Origin of the sequence: Bradyrhizobium yuanmingense (assembly GCF_025200905.1) — a bacterium.
GTDB lineage: Bacteria > Pseudomonadota > Alphaproteobacteria > Rhizobiales > Xanthobacteraceae > Bradyrhizobium > Bradyrhizobium yuanmingense.
In genome coordinates this window covers 5,609,093-5,627,049 of sequence record NZ_CP104173.1, presented here as the reverse complement: position 1 = coordinate 5,627,049, position 17,957 = coordinate 5,609,093, and the positions used below count along the sequence as shown (strand labels likewise).

At 58.2% G+C, this 17,957-nt stretch carries 14 protein-coding genes and 1 pseudogene; 10 read left to right on the top strand and 5 right to left on the bottom strand.

Annotated features, from left to right (window positions below; translation table 11 throughout):
• Positions 1-158: 158 nt before the first annotated feature.
• Positions 159-386 (bottom strand): hypothetical protein, encoded by a 228-nt coding sequence (locus N2605_RS26255; RefSeq protein ID WP_260343653.1) that lies wholly within the window; start codon positions 384-386, stop codon positions 159-161.
• Positions 387-2,023: 1,637 nt separating this feature from the next.
• On the opposite strand from N2605_RS26255, the gene N2605_RS26250 reads away from it, so the two are divergent.
• The 5 genes from N2605_RS26250 (at position 2,024) to N2605_RS26230 (ending at position 5,989) form a co-directional block, all read left to right on the top strand.
• Positions 2,024-2,281: a multiubiquitin domain-containing protein gene (locus tag N2605_RS26250; RefSeq protein ID WP_260343652.1), complete on the top strand. Its 258-nt coding sequence runs from the start codon at positions 2,024-2,026 to the stop codon at positions 2,279-2,281.
• Complete coding sequence (locus N2605_RS26245; RefSeq protein WP_260343651.1) at positions 2,281-2,664, top strand: E2/UBC family protein; 384 nt, start codon at positions 2,281-2,283, stop codon at positions 2,662-2,664. The genes N2605_RS26250 and N2605_RS26245 overlap by 1 nt, the downstream gene beginning before the upstream one ends.
• Positions 2,661-4,001 carry a ThiF family adenylyltransferase gene (locus tag N2605_RS26240; protein ID WP_260343650.1) on the top strand — a complete coding sequence of 447 codons (1,341 nt, stop codon included), beginning with the start codon at positions 2,661-2,663 and terminating at the stop codon, positions 3,999-4,001. The genes N2605_RS26245 and N2605_RS26240 overlap by 4 nt, the downstream gene beginning before the upstream one ends.
• Positions 3,994-4,899: a hypothetical protein gene (locus N2605_RS26235; RefSeq protein ID WP_260343649.1), complete on the top strand. Its 906-nt coding sequence runs from the start codon at positions 3,994-3,996 to the stop codon at positions 4,897-4,899. The genes N2605_RS26240 and N2605_RS26235 overlap by 8 nt, the downstream gene beginning before the upstream one ends.
• A gap of 565 nt (positions 4,900-5,464) precedes the next feature.
• The gene (locus N2605_RS26230) at positions 5,465-5,989 is read left to right on the top strand and encodes a ubiquitination-like system serine protease family protein (protein ID WP_260343647.1); all 525 of its coding nucleotides are present in this window, start codon (positions 5,465-5,467) and stop codon (positions 5,987-5,989) included.
• An 829-nt stretch (positions 5,990-6,818) separates the two neighbouring features.
• On the opposite strand, the gene N2605_RS26225 is transcribed toward N2605_RS26230, so the two are convergent.
• Both N2605_RS26225 and N2605_RS26220 read right to left on the bottom strand, forming a co-directional pair.
• Positions 6,819-7,652, bottom strand: a complete 834-nt coding sequence (locus N2605_RS26225) for a Crp/Fnr family transcriptional regulator (protein WP_260343645.1) — start codon at positions 7,650-7,652, stop codon at positions 6,819-6,821.
• 376 nt (positions 7,653-8,028) lie between these two features.
• A pseudogene (locus N2605_RS26220) lies at positions 8,029-8,505 on the bottom strand (Lrp/AsnC family transcriptional regulator).
• Positions 8,506-10,057: 1,552 nt separating this feature from the next.
• On the opposite strand from N2605_RS26220, the gene N2605_RS26215 reads away from it, so the two are divergent.
• From N2605_RS26215 to N2605_RS26195, 5 genes are all read left to right on the top strand, one after another.
• Positions 10,058-10,978 (top strand): MbnB/TglH/ChrH family RiPP precursor modification enzyme, encoded by a 921-nt coding sequence (locus N2605_RS26215; RefSeq protein WP_260343643.1) that lies wholly within the window; start codon positions 10,058-10,060, stop codon positions 10,976-10,978.
• Positions 10,979-11,013: 35 nt separating this feature from the next.
• Positions 11,014-11,943: a hypothetical protein gene (locus tag N2605_RS26210; RefSeq protein ID WP_260343642.1), complete on the top strand. Its 930-nt coding sequence runs from the start codon at positions 11,014-11,016 to the stop codon at positions 11,941-11,943.
• The gene (locus N2605_RS26205; RefSeq protein WP_260343641.1) at positions 11,930-13,705 is read left to right on the top strand and encodes a class I SAM-dependent methyltransferase; all 1,776 of its coding nucleotides are present in this window, start codon (positions 11,930-11,932) and stop codon (positions 13,703-13,705) included. The genes N2605_RS26210 and N2605_RS26205 overlap by 14 nt, the downstream gene beginning before the upstream one ends.
• A 104-nt stretch (positions 13,706-13,809) precedes the next feature.
• Positions 13,810-15,240, top strand: a complete 1,431-nt coding sequence (locus N2605_RS26200) for a radical SAM protein (protein WP_260343640.1) — start codon at positions 13,810-13,812, stop codon at positions 15,238-15,240.
• Between the two features lie 24 nt (positions 15,241-15,264).
• Positions 15,265-16,005 (top strand): methyltransferase domain-containing protein, encoded by a 741-nt coding sequence (locus tag N2605_RS26195; RefSeq protein ID WP_260343639.1) that lies wholly within the window; start codon positions 15,265-15,267, stop codon positions 16,003-16,005.
• Between the two features lie 86 nt (positions 16,006-16,091).
• Here the strand turns inward: N2605_RS26195 and N2605_RS26190 are convergent, their stop codons facing one another.
• Together N2605_RS26190 and N2605_RS26185 are read right to left on the bottom strand one after the other, a co-directional pair.
• Positions 16,092-16,364, bottom strand: a complete 273-nt coding sequence (locus tag N2605_RS26190) for a hypothetical protein (protein WP_260343638.1) — start codon at positions 16,362-16,364, stop codon at positions 16,092-16,094.
• 537 nt (positions 16,365-16,901) lie between these two features.
• Positions 16,902-17,465: a helix-turn-helix transcriptional regulator gene (locus N2605_RS26185; protein WP_260343636.1), complete on the bottom strand. Its 564-nt coding sequence runs from the start codon at positions 17,463-17,465 to the stop codon at positions 16,902-16,904.
• Positions 17,466-17,957: the final 492 nt, after the last annotated feature.

Sequence of the window (17,957 nt, the reverse complement as noted above, 5' to 3'; positions counted from 1 at the left end):
CCCAAGAAAGCCTCTGGGCTGCCTAGTTGAAGGCTTGAAGTGGGCTCGCTGAAGAAATCGGCTGGCCGCGGTTGAACCTGCGACGATGAACGAGTGCCCCGGCTTCGAGTGGTCAGCAGGTGCAGAAGAACGATCACATTGTTATGTTCTGCAGTTCACTAGCTGGGAATATCAAGCTCGATCTCACGCGTCGCTTCGATGATGCTCTCTGGATGGTGTCCGTTCTTGAAGAGAGCGTATTTCAGAGCTTCAGCGCGGTTGATAAAAAGCCCGCCGAACGCGCCCTGTTGTTCAAGGGCAACCCAGTTGCCGGCCCGATTTTTACCGACGAACACAATCGGCGGAGCGCAGTCACTTGAATGGGAGGCGAGGACCTGAATCATCATGTCCTTTCGGTGCAATGACAGCTCACATTCATGTGGAACAATCCATTTCGGAGGTGCTCCGGCTAGGGATCGCAAAGCGATTGTTGAGCTTTGGTGCTACTTACATCGCGGCATCCGAGAACCAGCATCTATGACTTTAAAGTGTGGCTATTGGCCATCAGTCCGCTGTGGCCTTCGCTGGTTGGCAAGTATTCATCACCTGGAAGGAATAGCTCAAACGGGAAGGGAGTTCTCCTATCAGATCTGAGAAGAGAAGAGAGATTCCGCGACGATGCGCTGTCCGAGCGCGCCAGCGGCGAAAAGTACCGTGTGTGGAGGCCAGGCGATGCGGTGGATACTTGGCAGGGCTTCAATACGTCCTCACCACCCCGGCTGTTTGCAGGTCTTCATTCGGAAGCGAGGATTTTCACCTTCCGCGCATAGTTGATTACGGCCGGCAACGCTGTCGCAAGATACGCGGTCGCGCAAGCGTCCGTCCTTCGGATTCCGACAGCTGCTGGTATGCAAGGTAAGTGACGGTACGCTCGTTCCCTGACCCACTGCCGTCACTCGCGTGCTTCGCGGGATTCCGCCGTCCCGCATCCTCATCGGCGAAAACGGGGTGGCAGAACGATGATCTTGTCACGCTCCGCTTTCCGCAACGGCGCGGCTTGCTAAGTTGGTCGATCGACACGTAAATCTCGCATCACATCAAGCGTTCTGTGAAGCCGGAATTCTGCTCAATTAAGCCGGTGCACCGCGTTGAATCTGCGGCCGTGAGCGCCAGCCGGAAAGAAGCTTACCCGTCTTTCGGAGGTAAGCATCGGGCTGGCCGGCCATCGAGGCTGCGTCCCGTTCACGGTCTCTGACAATCGAAATCACCGGCGCCGGCTGCAGACGACGGGTGGTCCGGCGCGGCGCTCGCGAAAGGTCAGCTTCGCAACCAATGAGATGGTCAAAATGGAGTGTCGGTCCAGAGCAGGAGCTGGCAGTCTGTTTTTAACGCATGGAGAACAATCACGCTCTCAATCCGCTGATCCGGGCTCGCGCTTTCCTTGTCCAATCGGAAGAATGCCAAACACTCTTGCTATGTGCGCGCGCCACACCCCGATCTCTGCGGTAGTCGAAAAGTGGCCTCTCCGGAGGTGCGCAACGTCAGTCCTATGTCTACCGAAGACGTTGGACCTTGGATGCGTTGCCGCTTCGCCACTTGGGCTGCAACCGAGGCCGCCTCTCCCGACGCGGGTGCGCCGGGTCATTCGAATGAGCCCAGGAACCCGGACAGATGCATGCACTATGGGGAAGTGAACGTTCTAGCCGCAGCGCGTTTTGGAGGTAGGCCCAGTTTCTTCGGCTTTAGGTGCAAGCCACTTGGGCAGCGTGACCTTGGATTGTCGGGAAACCCATCGCGGCGTCCGAATCGCGCCCGCCATGAGAACTGACGCCGCCCGACGCCGCAAGAGCGCGGATCCTGAGCCCTTCAGCCTCTCTCGTGCGCCGTTCGGCGTCGATCAGTCGCATTTCGAAGGAAATCACCGATCCTGTTCGTATAACAACGGCCTGACACGAGGGCCGGGAGGTCGCATCGTGTGATTTGCGGGAACTCGCCTATTCGGCCGGGAAGCCGCGCCTGGGTGCGAGACAATAGAGGCGAACAGATGGGTGACAAGCAGAACGGACACCAAGAGACGTACTTCTTCTTTGTCGGCGGCAAGAAGTACGAGACCGACCAGCCGGCACTGACTGGGCTGCAAATTAAGGCGCGCGTTGCCGACTGGGACTCCTCTCATGATCTCGTTCTCGAAGGGCACGGAAACGATCCCGATCGCATTATCGCAGATGACGAACGGGTCTTGTTGGACAAGGACAAGGGTCCGCTTCGCTTCTCGTCGGCCCCGAAGGCGAACTTCGGCTGATGGGCGGCGCCGCTGAAGTCCAGATCGAGGATCTGCGCCGGCGCTGGCCGGATGCGCGTACGCAAGGACTGCCGAGCGGCGCAATTCTGGTGACGATCGGTTCGATCTCGCTGCCGCCCGGCTGGAGCAGGGCTGTGACTTCGATCCGTTTTCTGGTTCCGACCGGCTACCCCTTTGCCGCACCCGACTGCTTCTGGGCGGACAACGATCTGATGCTCGAGGGTGGACGCATGCCGTGCAATGCCGGCAACAACAACACTATCCCGGAAACCGCGGAACCGGGACTCTGGTTCTCATGGCATGTCCAAGCATGGAATCCCAACCGAGACACTCTCTCAAGCTGGATGAACACCATCGCCGATCGCCTGAGGCGACTGCAATGAGTGGACTCCGTTTCGCCTGGCCGGCGTATCGCAGGGCCTCGGCCGACCTGCTGGCCTCAGCGCCACTCGAGAGCTGCGGGGTAGCCTATTCGGTGCACGATCCGCACACCAACACATGGTTGGTGGACGATGTAGAGAGCGTCGCTAATTCGGCTTACGAGCATCGCGATGAGGTGTCGGCAACGCTTCGACCTGCATTCATCGTCGAAGTCGCCAACCGAGCCCGCGCGCTGGGACGAAGCGTCGTGCTGGTGCATACCCATCCGTTCGAACAGAGCCATCCGCGATTCTCCGCAGTCGACGATGCGGGCGAGGTCGCATTGGCTGGCTACCTGCGTCGCCGTGCGCCTAAAGGCGAACACCTGGCGCTCGTATTGAGTGAGGCGGGCTGCCGAGCCCGGCGGATCGGCACGGCCCAGGAGGTGCCGGTCTGGCAGATCGGCGAGCGACTGGTCCTCCTGTCGTCTGACAAATCCACCGAAGGCAGCGATGTGCGATATGATCGGCAGGTGCGCGCCTTCGGTGCCGATGGTCAGCGGGTAATCTCATCCCTGAAGGTGGGTGTCGTCGGGGTCGGTGGTACGGGGTCAGTGCTGCTCCAACAGCTTACTCGTCTTGGCGTTCGCGATTTCGTGCTGATCGATCCTGACGTGGTCGAAACCACGAACCTCAACCGTTTGGCCGGAGCCGGTCCCAGTGACGTGGGCACGAGCAAGATCGCTGTCGCGGAAAGGGAGATACTCGCGTGCTCGTCGACCTCGCGGGTGCGGGGACTAAGAGCCGATGTAGTCGATGCGAACATCGCGGCGGAGCTTGTCGGCCTCGACTTCGTTTTCCTCTGCACTGACTCCCATGCGAGCAGGGCAGTGGTCTGCCACGTCGCCTACCAATATCTGGTACCCACAATCGATATGGGCACGAGCATTACCGTCCGGGAGGGTGCAGTCACCCACATCAGCGGGCGTGTGCAGATGTTGGCTCCTGAGTTGCCGTGTCTGACATGTACAGGCGCGCTAGACGGAAATCAGATCCGACGCGAGATGATGAGCCCGGAACGCCGCGCGTCCGATCCCTATCTGGTGGGGGACTACGAGCCTCAACCGGCCGTCATGTCAATCAACACGACGATGGCGTCGCTGGCGGCCACCATGTTCATGGCTGCCGTGACCTCGATGCCAGGCCAGGCTCGTTTCCAGCTTTACGAGGGCGTCAAAGGCGCGGTGCGACCGACGCAGGCGAGAAGAGTCGAGGATTGCCTCGTCTGTTCGCGTCGCGGCGCTCTCGCCAAAGGGCCCTCGTGGTCTCTTCCGGTACGGCCGAGGGCGAACAATGGCTAAGGCGCGACCCGAAGTGCTGTGGTTCGGTACGCCACCGCCGCCCGAAACCAAGCGGGAGTTCGTGCAACGGAACCTGCACCTGCTGTGCTGCGCCTCGGCGGATGGCGTGGATACGTCAAAAGCCTGCGCCGCCGTGTTTCAGTTCGGCTCCGACATGCCGGAAGACGTAGTGAGGGCCGCCGACGCCCATGTGAGAACCCTAATCGACAGCGGTTTGCGCGTCGATCTTATTGCGGACGACGACGAGACCATGGGGCGCGTGCAGGCGTCGGCGAAATCAGTCCTGAATGTCGCCGGGGTCGCGGTCCGCACAGATATGCCGGCGCATTCCTTAGCGGAGACGATCGCAAGGCACGACGCCGGTCAGAGGCCGCGCGCAGACCTCAAGATCGAAGTCGCGGGCGACCGCGAACCCTTGCGCGAGGCCGACAAGATACTCTTTAAACGTGCATTCGCGCACTGCAGTCGGATCGTGCTGGAGGAACTCACGGGAGGGCTGTCGCAAGCTCGCGTCTTCGCCGTTCAGATGACTGTTCATACGTCCAATGCTGGAGCATGGCCGCAGCCTGATTTCGCCAAATTGGATCGACGCGACAAGATCGACCAAGAATACCGGAACTACCGCGAATACGCCGATAAATATATTCCTTTCGGCCTGAGACCGAATATTCACGATCCGGTATTCGGCGCGGAACGCGGTCTGTTGGTCGGAAGTTTCGTCGACCGATCCGAATCTCTATGGAATCTGGCGCAACGAAATCTGGCGGCTCGGGCAGTGACGTCGCTGATCGAAGAGACTCTTGGCGGCTGGCGTGATCAAGCATACGGCAAGGATCCGGAGGAGGGCTCAGTCGTCCAAGCGATGATCGACGCCGAGATACTGCGTCTTGCAAGCTGAAGTCGCGCTATGTTGAAGATGCGTCCCGCTTTGGTATCACGGCGAAACCGGAGATCATCCTTGATCAGTTAGGCAAACTGCACCAGCGTTATCGCAGTGCGCCGGCGCATGGCGATCTCCATGGGGAAAACGTGCGCGTGCGCAACGACCATGCGATTGTGATTGACCTTGCATCCGTTGTCCGCTCCGCTCCCCTGACGGCGGATCTGGCGGCCTTGGAGACCTGGCTTGCCTTTCAAATGCCAACGGAGTGCGACCCTTGGGTATATGAAGATGCCATTTGGGCGACTGAGATTGATCGTCTTTACGCTCCGACATCGTTCTTGCATCCCCCCGGGCCCTGTGATCCGACCAGCAAGTTCTGCTGGATGTCCAAGGTGGTGCGACAGCTCAGGCGGATGGGAATCGCAATACAATCGTGTTCCACTGAATATCAAGCTGCGGTCGCCGTTCAACTCCTCAGGCGCTGTCAATGGGATGACGGTCCTGCTGCCGACCGCTTCAGGCGTACGAAAGGATACGCCATCGCAGCCCAATTGGCGCGCGAGCTGGCGGCGAGGGAGACATGAGCATGATTGTGAGGAAGGTGAACCTGCTCGGTTTTGCGGAATACCGCGACGAGGGAGAAAAGATGCTTGTCGCCCCCGGCGATGCGGTGGTCATCCAGCGAGGCACGCTGCGCTCGGTCCTCATGCGCTGTCCGGATGGATGCGGTGAAACGCTCGTCGTCAATCTTGATCCACGGGTGGGAAAGTCTTGGAGACTGGATATGCGCGCCGACAAGCCAACCGTCTATCCGTCGGTTTGGCGAGACGGAGGATGCGGTAGTCATTTTATCATCTGGCGTGGCCAGCTCCTGTGGTGTGACCACTTTGAAGAAGGTAACGTCGAGCCGAACTTCGACCTCATCGCGCTCGGGCGGCGCGTTCTGACTTCGCTGCGAAGACGCGAACTGCGTAGCGCTGAGGAGATCGCTGCTGACCTCGACGAGATTACATGGGAAGTCTCTAGAGCAGGACAGATGCTCGTGCGCCGCAAATTGGCTATTTGTGGATCTGGTAGACAGAAGGATTGGTTCGCGCTGGCGTAGCTAGAGCCAGAATTCCGAGCCTGAGATTACTTGCCGGGCCTACCCTGACTGCCTGCCCTCTTCGAAGGGGACGTCATGCATGCGCCGCGCACCCCATTAACGAAGCGGGCTGGGGCGGTGCTGACGGCGTAGAAATATGATCAATATACAAGATGGGACAGCCCTCGGGCGGTCGGCAGCGGCCGAACTCGTTGGGGCTAAGGCAGCAGGATCTCGCTCTGTTCCCCAACGTTAGCGTGCGTTTATAGCAAATATTGATAGCTAGGAGATCAGCCGGTTGGTAGTTAGACTGCTCACGTGCTCGGCAGATCTCCTCAAGTCAACATGGCGCCGACTGTCCCATTCGCTTCATCATCCCCGGACGATGATAGCAGCACCTTCGATCCCGATGGCCTGGCCTCGATGAGAACCTGAGAAAATGCTCCGGCCGCGCTCGCCGGCAGCCTCCGCGTCCGCTGCGAGGACAAGTGGTTCGTTGTTGATTAAACCCGCTGGCGGTTCTAGGCTTTACAAGCATACCGAGTTCACGAAGTGCGGATGTCGCGCCCAGTAGCTTTCCGGCTTCGCTGCGCTCATCCAGCGATTCTGCTCGAGCAGAACGCGGGATCGGTTGTCCAGCGTGCCCGCTAACCGCGGATCGCATCGACCGTCAACTTTGCGACAACCGCAGGCTGACCAGCCCAGGTAACGCCGATGATCGGTTACCCACCACCAGCTACACGCCGCAAGGGATCGATTGATTCGTGACGGTGTGCTCTTTCTCGGGGCGAATTGCCTCAACTTCGCGTCGCAAGAACCCAGAGGACGCAGAAACGCCAGTCGCGAGTTGCTAGCGCGCCTGTTCTTCGCCGAGAGTGCGGACTGATGAGGACGCATAGGCAGCTGAGACGAGCTTGTAGCAACAGCATGCTTTCTCTTCGAGCGATTTGTGTTCATCGATCTGCAAGACGCCCCGCATCTTGCGAATCAGCCCTTGCTCCTCAAAGCGGATCAAGGTTTCGGTCACACCCGCGCGGCGCAGCCCCAGCACCGAGGAAAGGTAATCGTGGGTGACCGGCAGCACGCGGGCATCAACAGCTTCACTAGCAAGGCAAAGCCAGCTCGCGAGGCGCTGTTCACGATGGTGCCGAACCCCGCACAATCCTGTCTGGACGCACTGAAATGTTAGCGCTTGCACGTACTCAAAAAGATGGTCTCTGATGTCCGGATGCACCTTCATGATCCGACGAAGATCCTCGACGCGAGTTCTGTACGCGCTTCCGGGGAAGACGACGACAGATTGGTTGCTCGAAAGATGTGCTCCCCACAAGAAAGACGTGCCGACGACGCCCCGATAGCCTATGACTGCCGCTTCGAGCATACTGCCCGCGGCAACAACTCTGAGCGAGACGAGGCCGCTCTCTACAAAGTAGACGTGCTCGACCGGCCTTTTTGGCTCTTGCAGAACCATCCGTTCTTTCAAGGCGACCGGCTTGAGGCACTCCCCTATTGCCGCAAGCTGTTGGATAGGAAGACGGGCCAGGATTGCGTTCTTCACAAAGGGCCGTTTCGCAGGACGCACCGGAAGAGAACGCGGAGGCTCCGGTGGTGTGCCAGGCTGCAGCTTGAGACCTCTATCTTGAGAGCAGTCGATCACTTCGAAAGAGGGCACGCGATCGGTCATGGTCCCTCTCCTGATAGAGGCTTTTGCTAGCCTGCGCCTGACCGCAACGAGAACGTGATTAACCGACTATAGCAAACATCTTCATTTGATTGATGCAACGAGTAACTCATCGGCGCCCAAATCCCGCGTTCAGGGGCCTGTCTTCGACGAATTTCGACCAAGCGAATGGACGCGTTCGCCGGGTCGGACGCAAACCGCCCCATTCTTGCTTTTGCACCTTGTCGCTAGCGACACGATAATTGCGCCCACGACATTGCGACACCGGCCACTACGTGCGTCTTTTGTTGCTGTGCTGATTGAGATCCCAAAGAAGCCACCGGAGAGTAATCAGGTCAACAGTAGAAGGCGGCCGCGACGATCGCCCGCATCAGTACAATCAATCCTCTGAGGAAAACTCAACCGGAACAGCAAATCCAACCTTTACGCGATCCAATATGACCATGCTTTTGAAGCCCTTGATGTCGCGATTCTCGCAGAAGAAGCGCCGGGTGAACTGCTCGTATTCCTCCATGGACGGCGCGGTAATGTACAGGTCGAAGTTGGCATCGCCCGTGACGTAAAAGCCGTGGACGATGTCGATTGATGATTTGATGGCTTTTTTAAACCTATCGATGATATCGGCGCTTTCTCGCTCGAAGGTCACCAGTGCAAGCACTTGAATGGTCGTCCGACCGCCCTCGGCGACAAAACCGAAACGTCGGCCTGGATGATGCCCTCCGAGAGGAGCCTCTTCAACCGTCGTTGGCAGGCGGTAGGAGAGATCCCCGCCATCTCGCCAATCACATCTGAAGTCAGACGGTTATTTTTTTTGCACGATCTCGAGAATGCGGGCGTCTATCCGGTCGTACTTCATAACCACCCCCCCTGAGACGAATTTCACCGCGAGATGATCACTCCGCGTAGGAAATCCTCGACTGAAAAATACGAGGAAATCTTCCGTGACAAAGGCCCAACGTGATGGGTATTGATGAAAGTAAGGAGGAGGGGCCTTGCCAAGCATTCTGCGGCGCGGCAGGGAGCGAAGCCGCAAAGCCGGGCCCTTCCGATAAGATCGGGGCCTTCGTTTTCGACAAAGATGTGAACCAAAGCGAAGCTGAAATGCAACCGAATCGCGCCGCGTGATAGATTCGTGAGGAAACCGCATCAGCTACTCGCCCGCTGACGAGCAGGCGCCAGAGGCGTTGTTTTGCCTCTGAGAGACCAACCTCTGGCTTGACTTCGTCCTCCAGCTCGATAACAGCCGCAAGAGCTTCCGCTAGCGGCGTTCCTGTTAGCCGTTGATGCAAGCTCGCTAGGTGGAGATTGCCCCTGGTCAGCTGTTCTCCTCTAGTGTTTCCATTTTGCAAAGATCGAAGGGTCCTGGCGTCCATCGCCGCGAGAAGATGCCCGACGCAGCTGTTGATGTGCTGTCCGACGATGAGGACTTCCAGTGCGTCGTCGAGGTGCCGAACTCGCGCGCTTACGCAGCGATATGCCGGATGCCTCGGGGCAGTACAGCGCCTTGCCGACGTGCCGGGGTCCACCATCACCCACGTGTAAGCGCACCCCGCGGCCAGACTGGAAAAGGATCGAAGATCTTGATCTCTTGCGGCGTTGCCGATAGCCGCCGCCGGGGCTGCGACCGTCCTTCCAATGTTCGTTGAGGCAAACGAAGCAACTTTCCTCCTCGGGGGACGCGCGACCAAACCGCCCGCCACCCAGTGCGTCGCGTAGCCGAGCACGTACGGTACGCCGAATTTTGCAATAGTGCACCAGCGCTAGTTGGACCTCTGTCGATGCCGAAGCATCGATCACCACGTCGGCTTCGCGCAAGGTCGAACACAGGCGCGAGCACATGGACAGAATCATGCGCGAGCGCTGCGGGCGTCGGTGGCGCTCGCCCTGACGCGCGGGCATGAACTTAGCTTTGTGACGAGATCATTCAACTTTATCTGATCACCCTAGGCGAAAGCTCATATGCAGCGCTCGAGCCCTGGAAAAAATCATCTGCTCCTATCTCAAATGGGACTGGCTGCCACGTCGGGATCAGGTAGTTCTACCGGTGATTGAGTGCGACCCGCGAGAAGTGGTTTTCGACAATTGATTCCACGCAAGGAGAAATCCAATGGACGTCAAAAAGCTCTCGGTGAAAGAAGCGGCGGCGGCAGCCGCTAAATGTGCCGCGACGGCCGCGCAATGCGCCGCTACGGCTGCCAAATGTGCGGCGACTGCGGCGCATGCCCAGGCAAAGGCAGCGACGGCCCGATGCGCGGCCACCGCAGCGCGGTGCGCTGCAACGGCAGCGAGATGCGCCGCAACCGCGGCGAAGTGCGCAGCGGATCATCCCTAACTGACGGATCCTAATCCGGCGTGGCCTTGGCGCGTCGCCTTTTGCGCCGCCGCCAAGGCTATTGGAGGTCTCGGAAATGAGCGTTCCGTGCTTGGGCGTTGGGCTTCAGTTTAACCCGGAGTTAATTGGGTGGTTTCCGTTTCTGAGCCAGCCCCTTGACGCGCTGGAAGTACTCTTCGACTCGGTCATGAGCCCTCTTGATGGGCCTGGTCTCGTATCTCCCCGCGCCATCGATCTCATGCGCGACATTATGGATAAATATCCGCTCCTCGGACATTCGAACTACGGCGGTGACTTTGGCTTCGACGATCTGATGAGCACAGCGGCGGTACGACGACACGTTCCGCTGTCTCAGAAATTCAATGTTGCTTCGGTCGCGAACCACTGTTTCTACGGCGATGCTTCCTGGTCCGACGTTTGGAGCAGTCCGTTACAATTCTCGCGGGCTGAATCTGTTCGTGTGGCGGCGAGGGCGCGCGCGCTTCAAGATCTTTACGGCGTTCCGCTCGCGCACGAAAACGCTGCGTATTACCGCGTGTGCCCCGGTAGCGATTTGCCCGAAGAGGAATTCCTCGCGCGAATGCTTGAATTATCAGGCACGTACCTGCACCTGGACTTGCACAATCTCTACGCGAACGAGCAGAACCACCGCGCGAGGGGGTATTCCATCCGTCGGTTTCTGAGCACCATCCCGCTCGACCGCATCATCACTATTCATATGGCGGGAGGGCGGTGGATCAAGGGGCAATATCACGATCTTCACGATACCCAGGTTGCAGAAGCAGTTTGGGACCTGCTCGATGATGTTCTGTCGCGTGCGCGGCCTGGCGCCGTCATCCTCGAATATGAGACCCAATCTCTCTACTGCGATGGAGAAATGGCGGATACCGGGCGTACCGCCGATCTAATCCTCTCGGACCTCGAACGGGGACGTAAGGCGTGGGATCGCGCCTACGGGCGGGCGAGCAGACGTACGACGCGCAGCGAGGCTGCCTAGTGGACGCGCGGCTGGTCTGGGATACGTGGCGGCGCGTGCTGAGAGACGATCGGCTCGCGAATTGGGTCGTGAATCCCAACTCGAGCACCGAAGATGCCCATGGCTGCACGGCGGATGAGCTTGCAATCCTGGTGGACTATGCGGGAACTCCCGCGCCGACCGAATCCAACATTGGCATGTATCGTCGCGGATTGGTCAGGAATGCTCTGGGTGCGCTAGACCTTGTCCCACTTACGCGCCGTCTCCTGCACGGGAGTGGGCTCGATGTTGAAGCGGTTGCTTCGGAATTTGTGCAGTCAGGCGGTTACGCGGACAATGGGCCTTACTTCTGGCGGACGGCAGCATATTTTGTCGCATTTTTGGCCGCTCGTGCGGAGTTCGTCTCCCGCCCGCACCAGGATGTGCTTGCGATCGACGCGGCGGGCGTTGCGCTTGCGCGCCGGCTCGGCGAAGCCGCTCCCCTGATATGGCCCAATACTGCGGCGGAGGCGTTCGCGGCAGAGAGCCCGAGCAGGAATTTGCAGTCAATCCGCTTCGTCGCCCATCCAGCGGCGACGATGATCTCGTCATCCTATGATTTCACCCCATGGATTGAGAATCCGTTTGACTTCGACCCCGGCCAGGACCTCGAAGCCTCTCCACGACATTGGCTGATCTATGTTCCGGCCGCCGAATCCGTCCATGAATATGCGGAGCTTTCGCAGCGAGCTGCCTGCCTGTTTGATGTTCTTCGTGTCCCAAAGAGCTTGGTGGAATTGTCGACGGCCCTGAACGATGTCCCCCAGGCCGATGTGCTCGCGTTAATCCATTCTCTGGCGGGGCTCGGTGTCATCGTAAGCGGGGCGGACGCTCAACCGACCCCGTCGAGAAGTGCAATTGCCTCTCGAAAAGAAACGCATGCCGCAGATGAGCTCCCTCTTGCTTCGCACCTGATCTGCGGCGGCGCGCCCCATGAAGCTGCTTGAGCACCTTAAGGCCTCCAGACGGGACAGCCTTTCCAAGAAGCTGCCGGATGATGCATTTGTCGTGCTCGACCCGGCTGTCGAGGTTTTGGATGCCGAGATTGCCGAACATCGATTGCTCAGTCACGGTTATCTCGAAACCGGCATGGTCGTGCCACCTGGCGACGGCCTGGTGGATTTTGTCACCACGCTCAGCAACGGGCCTATTAATGTGGCCGTTCTGCGCGCTCAATTCGACGATCAGTCCATAATTGACGAGATGCTGGCTTCGCTGCGCCAGCACGGCTTTATGCACATTACCTCGCAAACGAAGCCGTCGACTGAGGAGCTTGAGCATCTGCGACGCATTGCGGAATGTGCACGCACCCCAACCTTGCGCCGCTCCATCGTAATCGACCTCGATAGTGAGATTTCGCTTGAGCAGATCTCCAGGCGCCTGAAGGAGGAAACACATCCGCCGGAGTTGCTGCTGCGTTGCGCGCAGCTGGCGGATCATAAGTTGATTTTGGGTGAAATGGCGCGCCTTCGCCAGAAAGGCATTGTTCGAATGCATCAGACGGTGGTGCAAACGCAATGCCTGTCGAGCGACAGTGAACTCCGGCGTTCCCTTATTCGTCTCGGTGCCGCGGTCTACCTGGACGGAATTTCTTGGCCGGCGCCGAACCATCCGATTGCCGGGCTTGAGGAGATGGTTCGCGATTGCGTCGCCGTCCATCTGCTCATGACTCCCGACCTGTCGATCGTGGACGAGGCTGAGCGGAGGCACATTCTGACCTGGGCGACCTCGGCCTTCATCTCAGGTCTGTGCTTACGGCTTGATCCGGACGCTCTCTGGCCCGCCGGCGATGCCGCCGAAGATGATTTTGATGCCATTTTCAAAGCGGTCCGCGCAATCGAGAACGCGCTCGGTGACGTCCTGATCGTCAATTTGCCGAGCGATGAAATTTTGCTGGGCAATGCGGCGTCTTCTGCGTCTCCCGGCCGGGTGTCGGATTTTGCAAAGCGTTTTCGAGCCGCGTACTTGCGATGGCGTCTGCCTTTGTTGAAGGCATGTGAGAACGATAATAGCTGGAGCCAGGTACCTGAAGTCGAAGACAAACTGGTCCGTGCGCAAGAGGATCTGCTTCCGAATCGCCCGGAACTGCTGCTGCTCAAGCCCGGGAGCATCGTGGTCGACGTCTGCGGCGGGCTCGGACGCGTTGCGCGACGCTTGTCGCCGGCTGTTGGGGAAGACGGACTTGTAATTTCCGTCGAGATGTTTCGCTGCCTGAGCGATCGGGCGCGCCGGTTCGCCTGTGAACGAAACTTCACAAATCTCGATTTTCGCCCTGGTCTCGCGCAGCGTCTCGCTCTGCCCGATGCGTCAGTTGATGCGGCCGTCAATGAATGGACCGGGGGCATTTGGGAACTCGGTCTCGGAGCCAGTATGGTCAAAGAAATGGCGAGGGTGGTACGGCCCGGAGGTCGCATCGCGGTCACCCATCGGCTCGTGCAGCTTCATCTCGCTTCGCTCCGGCAGCCATGGGTCCAGTACGACGAAATCTATGCGTGGATTCGCGAAGCCTTCGTGCATCCGGATCTGACGATCATCGTGGAACGCATCTGGGGTCAAATCGTCCCCTCGCTCATAGGCGAGCATGCAACCCTTTGGCGTAAGCAATATATGCCGCGCCTGATAAATCCATACGACGTAATCTACAGATACGACGACAGTCCAGATACGCGGGCCGATGTTTATCTTACCGTCATCGCGCAACGGCGATGATCTATCAACTAGGTAGCGCGATAACGTGAGGTGCGACCATGAGATCGAGAGAATCCGCTCTTGAGCAAGCATGTTCGTCGCTGCGACGGCTCGGAATTCCGGCGATGTTGCCGGCACTTCATGCCGCCGGAATCGGCATTAGTCGGGCGGTCCTGGGCGGATCGCACTCGGTGGCGATCTACCCGCCCATCAACTCCTTGACACCGCTCGATTCAAGAAGAGTGATCGATACGATCGAGTGGGGCGAAGAAGCCAGTCTCTATGTTCATATAGCGTTCTGTGAAACCCGCTGCACCTTCTGTCACTACACAGTCGATCACTACGCCGGCCGGGCAAAGCACTCTATCGAGGACGACGCTAAAGTTGCTCGTTATCTGACAGCGCTAAAACGTGAACTCGCGTTTTGGGGCGCGCGGCTCGCTCGAAGCGGCACCGTGGTGTCATCGGTCTATATCGGCGGAGGCACGCCGCTCGTTCTCGATGAGTCAGCGTTGCGAGAGTTGATACGTGCCATTCGAAGCGAATATGATCTGCGGTCGGGCGCGGAGTTTTGCATTGAAGGCAGCCCCCTCACGATCACCGCGCCTGAGGGCGAACACAAGCTGCAGTCTCTTAAAGCTCAAGGCGTTACGCGCCTGAGCTTTGGAGTACAGTCGTTCGATGATGAAGTCCTCAAATATGCGGCCCGCGGCTACCAGCGCGAAACTCCGATTCGTGCATGCGCAATTGCAAACAGGATCTTCGAAAACTGGAATCTCGACCTGATCCAGGGGCTCTATAAGGGGTCGACGTCTGAAGTATGGGGCAATCTTGAAGCCATTGCCGAGATCCGCCCGCCACACCTCACCTGGTATCACGGGCGATTCGGGGACCGTCCTCAAGGGCACTGGTATAGGACGGAAACAAAGCGAGCGGAGTTCGAGGACGAGTTCACGACGCTTCTTGGCCGGATGCTTATTTGGCAGGAAATGGCCGCGCTAGGCTATGACCAGACAGACGGCAACCGCTTTGTGCGATCGCATGAATTTACCGATCCATTCAAGAGGATCCGAACGACGGCGGCGAGCGATCTTCTTGGGCTGGGGGCGGGAGCCTACTCCCATGGCGGCGTCAAAGTGGCGAAGGCAAATTGTCTCGGGCACGTGTTTCGCAATGACCCGAATATCCCGACATATGTGGATGCCGTCTTGACAGGCAACATTCCGATCGCGACCGGACGCGCCGTCGACGAAGAGGAATTGCTGGCCGCCTCTTATGCGACAGGACTGCGTATCGGACGCATCGAGAACGAGAGCCTGCGGTCGCTCCGCTCCGCTCATCCCCAGCTTTCGAGGTATTATGACGCTCTTGTCGACCAGCTGAACAATGCCGGCGCATTAGAGGCTTATCTCGACGATAGGGGCCAAGCCGGGCTGAGACTTTCCGCACTCGGTAAACTCTTTGAAGACGAGGCCTTGTCCCTCTTTTTCAGCCCCGCGGTCAAAAGCGAATTGGCCAGAAGAACGACAAGCGAACGTAAACTGCAGCTCGCATAGCCGGAAAGAGCGGGAGAGGTGGTCATGGACAGCTTGGAGCAGTCTGCTGCAAGAGAGAGGGGCCCTACCGGAGATGGCATCCGGGCCGAACGTGCCGGCTGGAGCTTCGGCGGCGACACACCTCAATATTTTGATCGCCACGTCGCAAGGTCCGTTCCCAACTATGAAGCCGGCCATAGCCTGATTGAACAGGTGAGTGATTTTTTCGTGAAGAAGGACTCAGTCGCGTATGAAATCGGTACTTCAACCGGAACGCTCCTGCGGCAACTAGCGAAACGCCATCCACACGGCACGCGCTGGATCGGGATCGATAACGAACGAGCCATGATCGAATACGCGCGTAGCGCTCCGGGCAAAGCGCCGAACGTCGAGTACCTGCTCGCAAACGCATGCGAGGTAGACTACGAAGCCAGCGATTTTATCGTCTCCTATTATACGGTACAGTTCGTCCCGCCACGACACCGCCAGAACTTGATAGACTTGATCTATAAGTCACTCAATTGGGGCGGAGCATTCCTGTTTTTCGAGAAAGTCAGGGCGCCAGATGCGCGGTTTCAGGATATTATGAGCGCGATCTATATCGATTATAAGCTGGAGAACGGCTACTCCCCCGAAGAAGTTCTGGGAAAAGCAAGCAGCTTGAAAGGCGTTCTTGAGCCGTTTTCGACCAAGGGCAATCTCGATATGTTGCATCGTGCGGGGTTTATGGACGCCATGACCATATACAAGCATGTCTGTTTCGAGGGATTTCTGGCCATCAAATAGGACTGTGTAGCCTATAGTTTACCTTGGGCAGCTGTTTGGTAAGATTATCCCTGATCCGTTGATCAGGGTGCTGACCTCGCCAACCCTCAACCATCGAGACCGCTTTCCGGACCTTCCCACCATTCCTTCATGGTCGCAGCAGCCAACGTGACCTCCGGCGGTTGCCGTCGGTCAGCCCCGGGCTCGGCCCGTCCATGGCGGCTGAGGCATCGCCGAGTTAGGGCGATGCGGGTCGCCCATGCGCCCATCGCAATACGACGAGCTATGAGGGCCGGACGCATGATGACGCTCAGGATCACCCGCTCGCGCGCCTGGTTGTCCTTGGCGCTGTTCTGCGCGTCCTCGGGCATCAATCTCATCGGCTAATCCTTGGGGTCAATGCCTGTCCTGGAAGCTAGGGTCCCGAGTCACAAGTTCGCAATCGTAGATTCGCGGTAGATTCGTATCGCTGTGCCAAGGTGGACGCCAGCAGCGACGATGTCTCCCATGGCTGCCCGGCAACTTGCTCCCCTGATACTGAGCGATGACGAGCGCGCCGAACTGAAGTCTGACGATGGGGTGGAAGAACGGCACAGACACTGGCTCTGAGAGCCTGGATCGTGCTGAGATGCTTGACGCCGAGCTCGGCATTCAGCGTGCCCCGGCCCTGCCGAGCGCTTGCAGCCCTGTCAGGTTGATTTCCTTGTTGAACATCCAGCGCACGTCGTATTTGCGGAAGGCCGTGGCCTTTACCATCGCTCGGATTCGAAGGCATTGGTGCAGCACCGATTTCGGCCTGGGGAGCATCGAGAGAATTTGTCAGAAACGAGGAAGTTGACTGCAGCCACTGCGTTGCCACGACCTGCGCTGGGGCCAGAACGAACATCTCGATCGCGCGAGCGGACCTCGATTGAAAGTTACCGCAGGCGGGACAACAGAGATACCAACTCGGCTTGCCGTCTCGTCCCGGTCCGTAGAAAAACGGCTTTGAGATGATTACGCGCTGTCCCTGGAGAAATTTTCATCTCAAGGGAAATTTCCTTAAGCGTCTTTCCTTCGACCAGCAGCGATCCGAGCCGTGCCTGAGAAGGCGTCAGTCCGAAGATCTCCATCACAGAGTTCTGCGACACCTGGAGGGTTTCGTTGAGATCAGTGAGGAGAAGAAGGGCACCCACAGCCGGAAATACGTCCTCGTCCTCCAATCCTTGCACAAAGGCATCAACGACGACCGGACGGCCTTGGCGTCTGGTGACGACAGTTTGCAAGGTGGTACGACCCGCTTTACTCGATGCGAGACGAATCTCGTTGACCAGCCGATCCAATCTCATTCGTGATTGAAGGTCCGCCGCGAACAGACGCTTTCCCTTGATCGAAAGATCACCATCAAAAAGACTATAGGCGTCTTCGTTGACATCCAGAACCGTGCCGTGACGATCGACTACAATCGCCGGCCATTTCAGCAATCCAAGCGCACCAATCATCCTGCGCTGTTCCCACGAGTGATGCGCATTTCGCTCGGGCAAAATAAAACTCTCTTTGGAACGGCGCCCGTTTCCTTTTCAGTCTTGAGCATTGATTATATGATCGTGCTTGCCGTCACGAAACAAAGCCAACAAACCCACGGATCAGCCGGCAACTTATAGCTGCGTGCTTCTACGTCGACAGTCCCATTTGGGATATGTCCCCTTAATCCTAGTCAGTTTCAGACTGCGTCGTCTGCAGCCGGACTTTCGGTCTGGGTCTGCTTGGTGCGTTTTCTTGTTCGATCCGCGCGCTTGTTGGGCGACATTTGAGTGCGTTCGATCCAGAAGCGAAAGCTCAACATGTCACACGAAGAACAGCAAACAGCTTGCAATTTCGTGTCTGCATACATCACGCAAGAGTCCCCCGTTTCGGGCCGAATTTTATCTCATCCCCTGGTTGTGCGGGAGTTCTGTTTGATTCTATGTCGTGTTTCTAATTCGGAAAGTCGA

Bases quoted from the DNA above. Each gene is read 5' to 3' on its own strand.
- N2605_RS26255 (WP_260343653.1), bottom strand. From the start codon at position 386: ATGATGATTCAGGTCCTCGCCTCCCATTCAAGTGACTGCGCTCCGCCG.
- N2605_RS26250 (WP_260343652.1), top strand. From the start codon at position 2,024: ATGGGTGACAAGCAGAACGGACACCAAGAGACGTACTTCTTCTTTGTC.
- N2605_RS26245 (WP_260343651.1), top strand. From the start codon at position 2,281: ATGGGCGGCGCCGCTGAAGTCCAGATCGAGGATCTGCGCCGGCGCTGG.
- N2605_RS26240 (WP_260343650.1), top strand. From the start codon at position 2,661: ATGAGTGGACTCCGTTTCGCCTGGCCGGCGTATCGCAGGGCCTCGGCC.
- N2605_RS26235 (WP_260343649.1), top strand. From the start codon at position 3,994: ATGGCTAAGGCGCGACCCGAAGTGCTGTGGTTCGGTACGCCACCGCCG.
- N2605_RS26230 (WP_260343647.1), top strand. From the start codon at position 5,465: ATGAGCATGATTGTGAGGAAGGTGAACCTGCTCGGTTTTGCGGAATAC.
- N2605_RS26225 (WP_260343645.1), bottom strand. From the start codon at position 7,652: ATGACCGATCGCGTGCCCTCTTTCGAAGTGATCGACTGCTCTCAAGAT.
- N2605_RS26215 (WP_260343643.1), top strand. From the start codon at position 10,058: ATGAGCGTTCCGTGCTTGGGCGTTGGGCTTCAGTTTAACCCGGAGTTA.
- N2605_RS26205 (WP_260343641.1), top strand. From the start codon at position 11,930: ATGAAGCTGCTTGAGCACCTTAAGGCCTCCAGACGGGACAGCCTTTCC.
- N2605_RS26200 (WP_260343640.1), top strand. From the start codon at position 13,810: ATGTTGCCGGCACTTCATGCCGCCGGAATCGGCATTAGTCGGGCGGTC.
- N2605_RS26195 (WP_260343639.1), top strand. From the start codon at position 15,265: ATGGACAGCTTGGAGCAGTCTGCTGCAAGAGAGAGGGGCCCTACCGGA.
- N2605_RS26190 (WP_260343638.1), bottom strand. From the start codon at position 16,364: ATGAGATTGATGCCCGAGGACGCGCAGAACAGCGCCAAGGACAACCAG.
- N2605_RS26185 (WP_260343636.1), bottom strand. From the start codon at position 17,465: ATGATTGGTGCGCTTGGATTGCTGAAATGGCCGGCGATTGTAGTCGAT.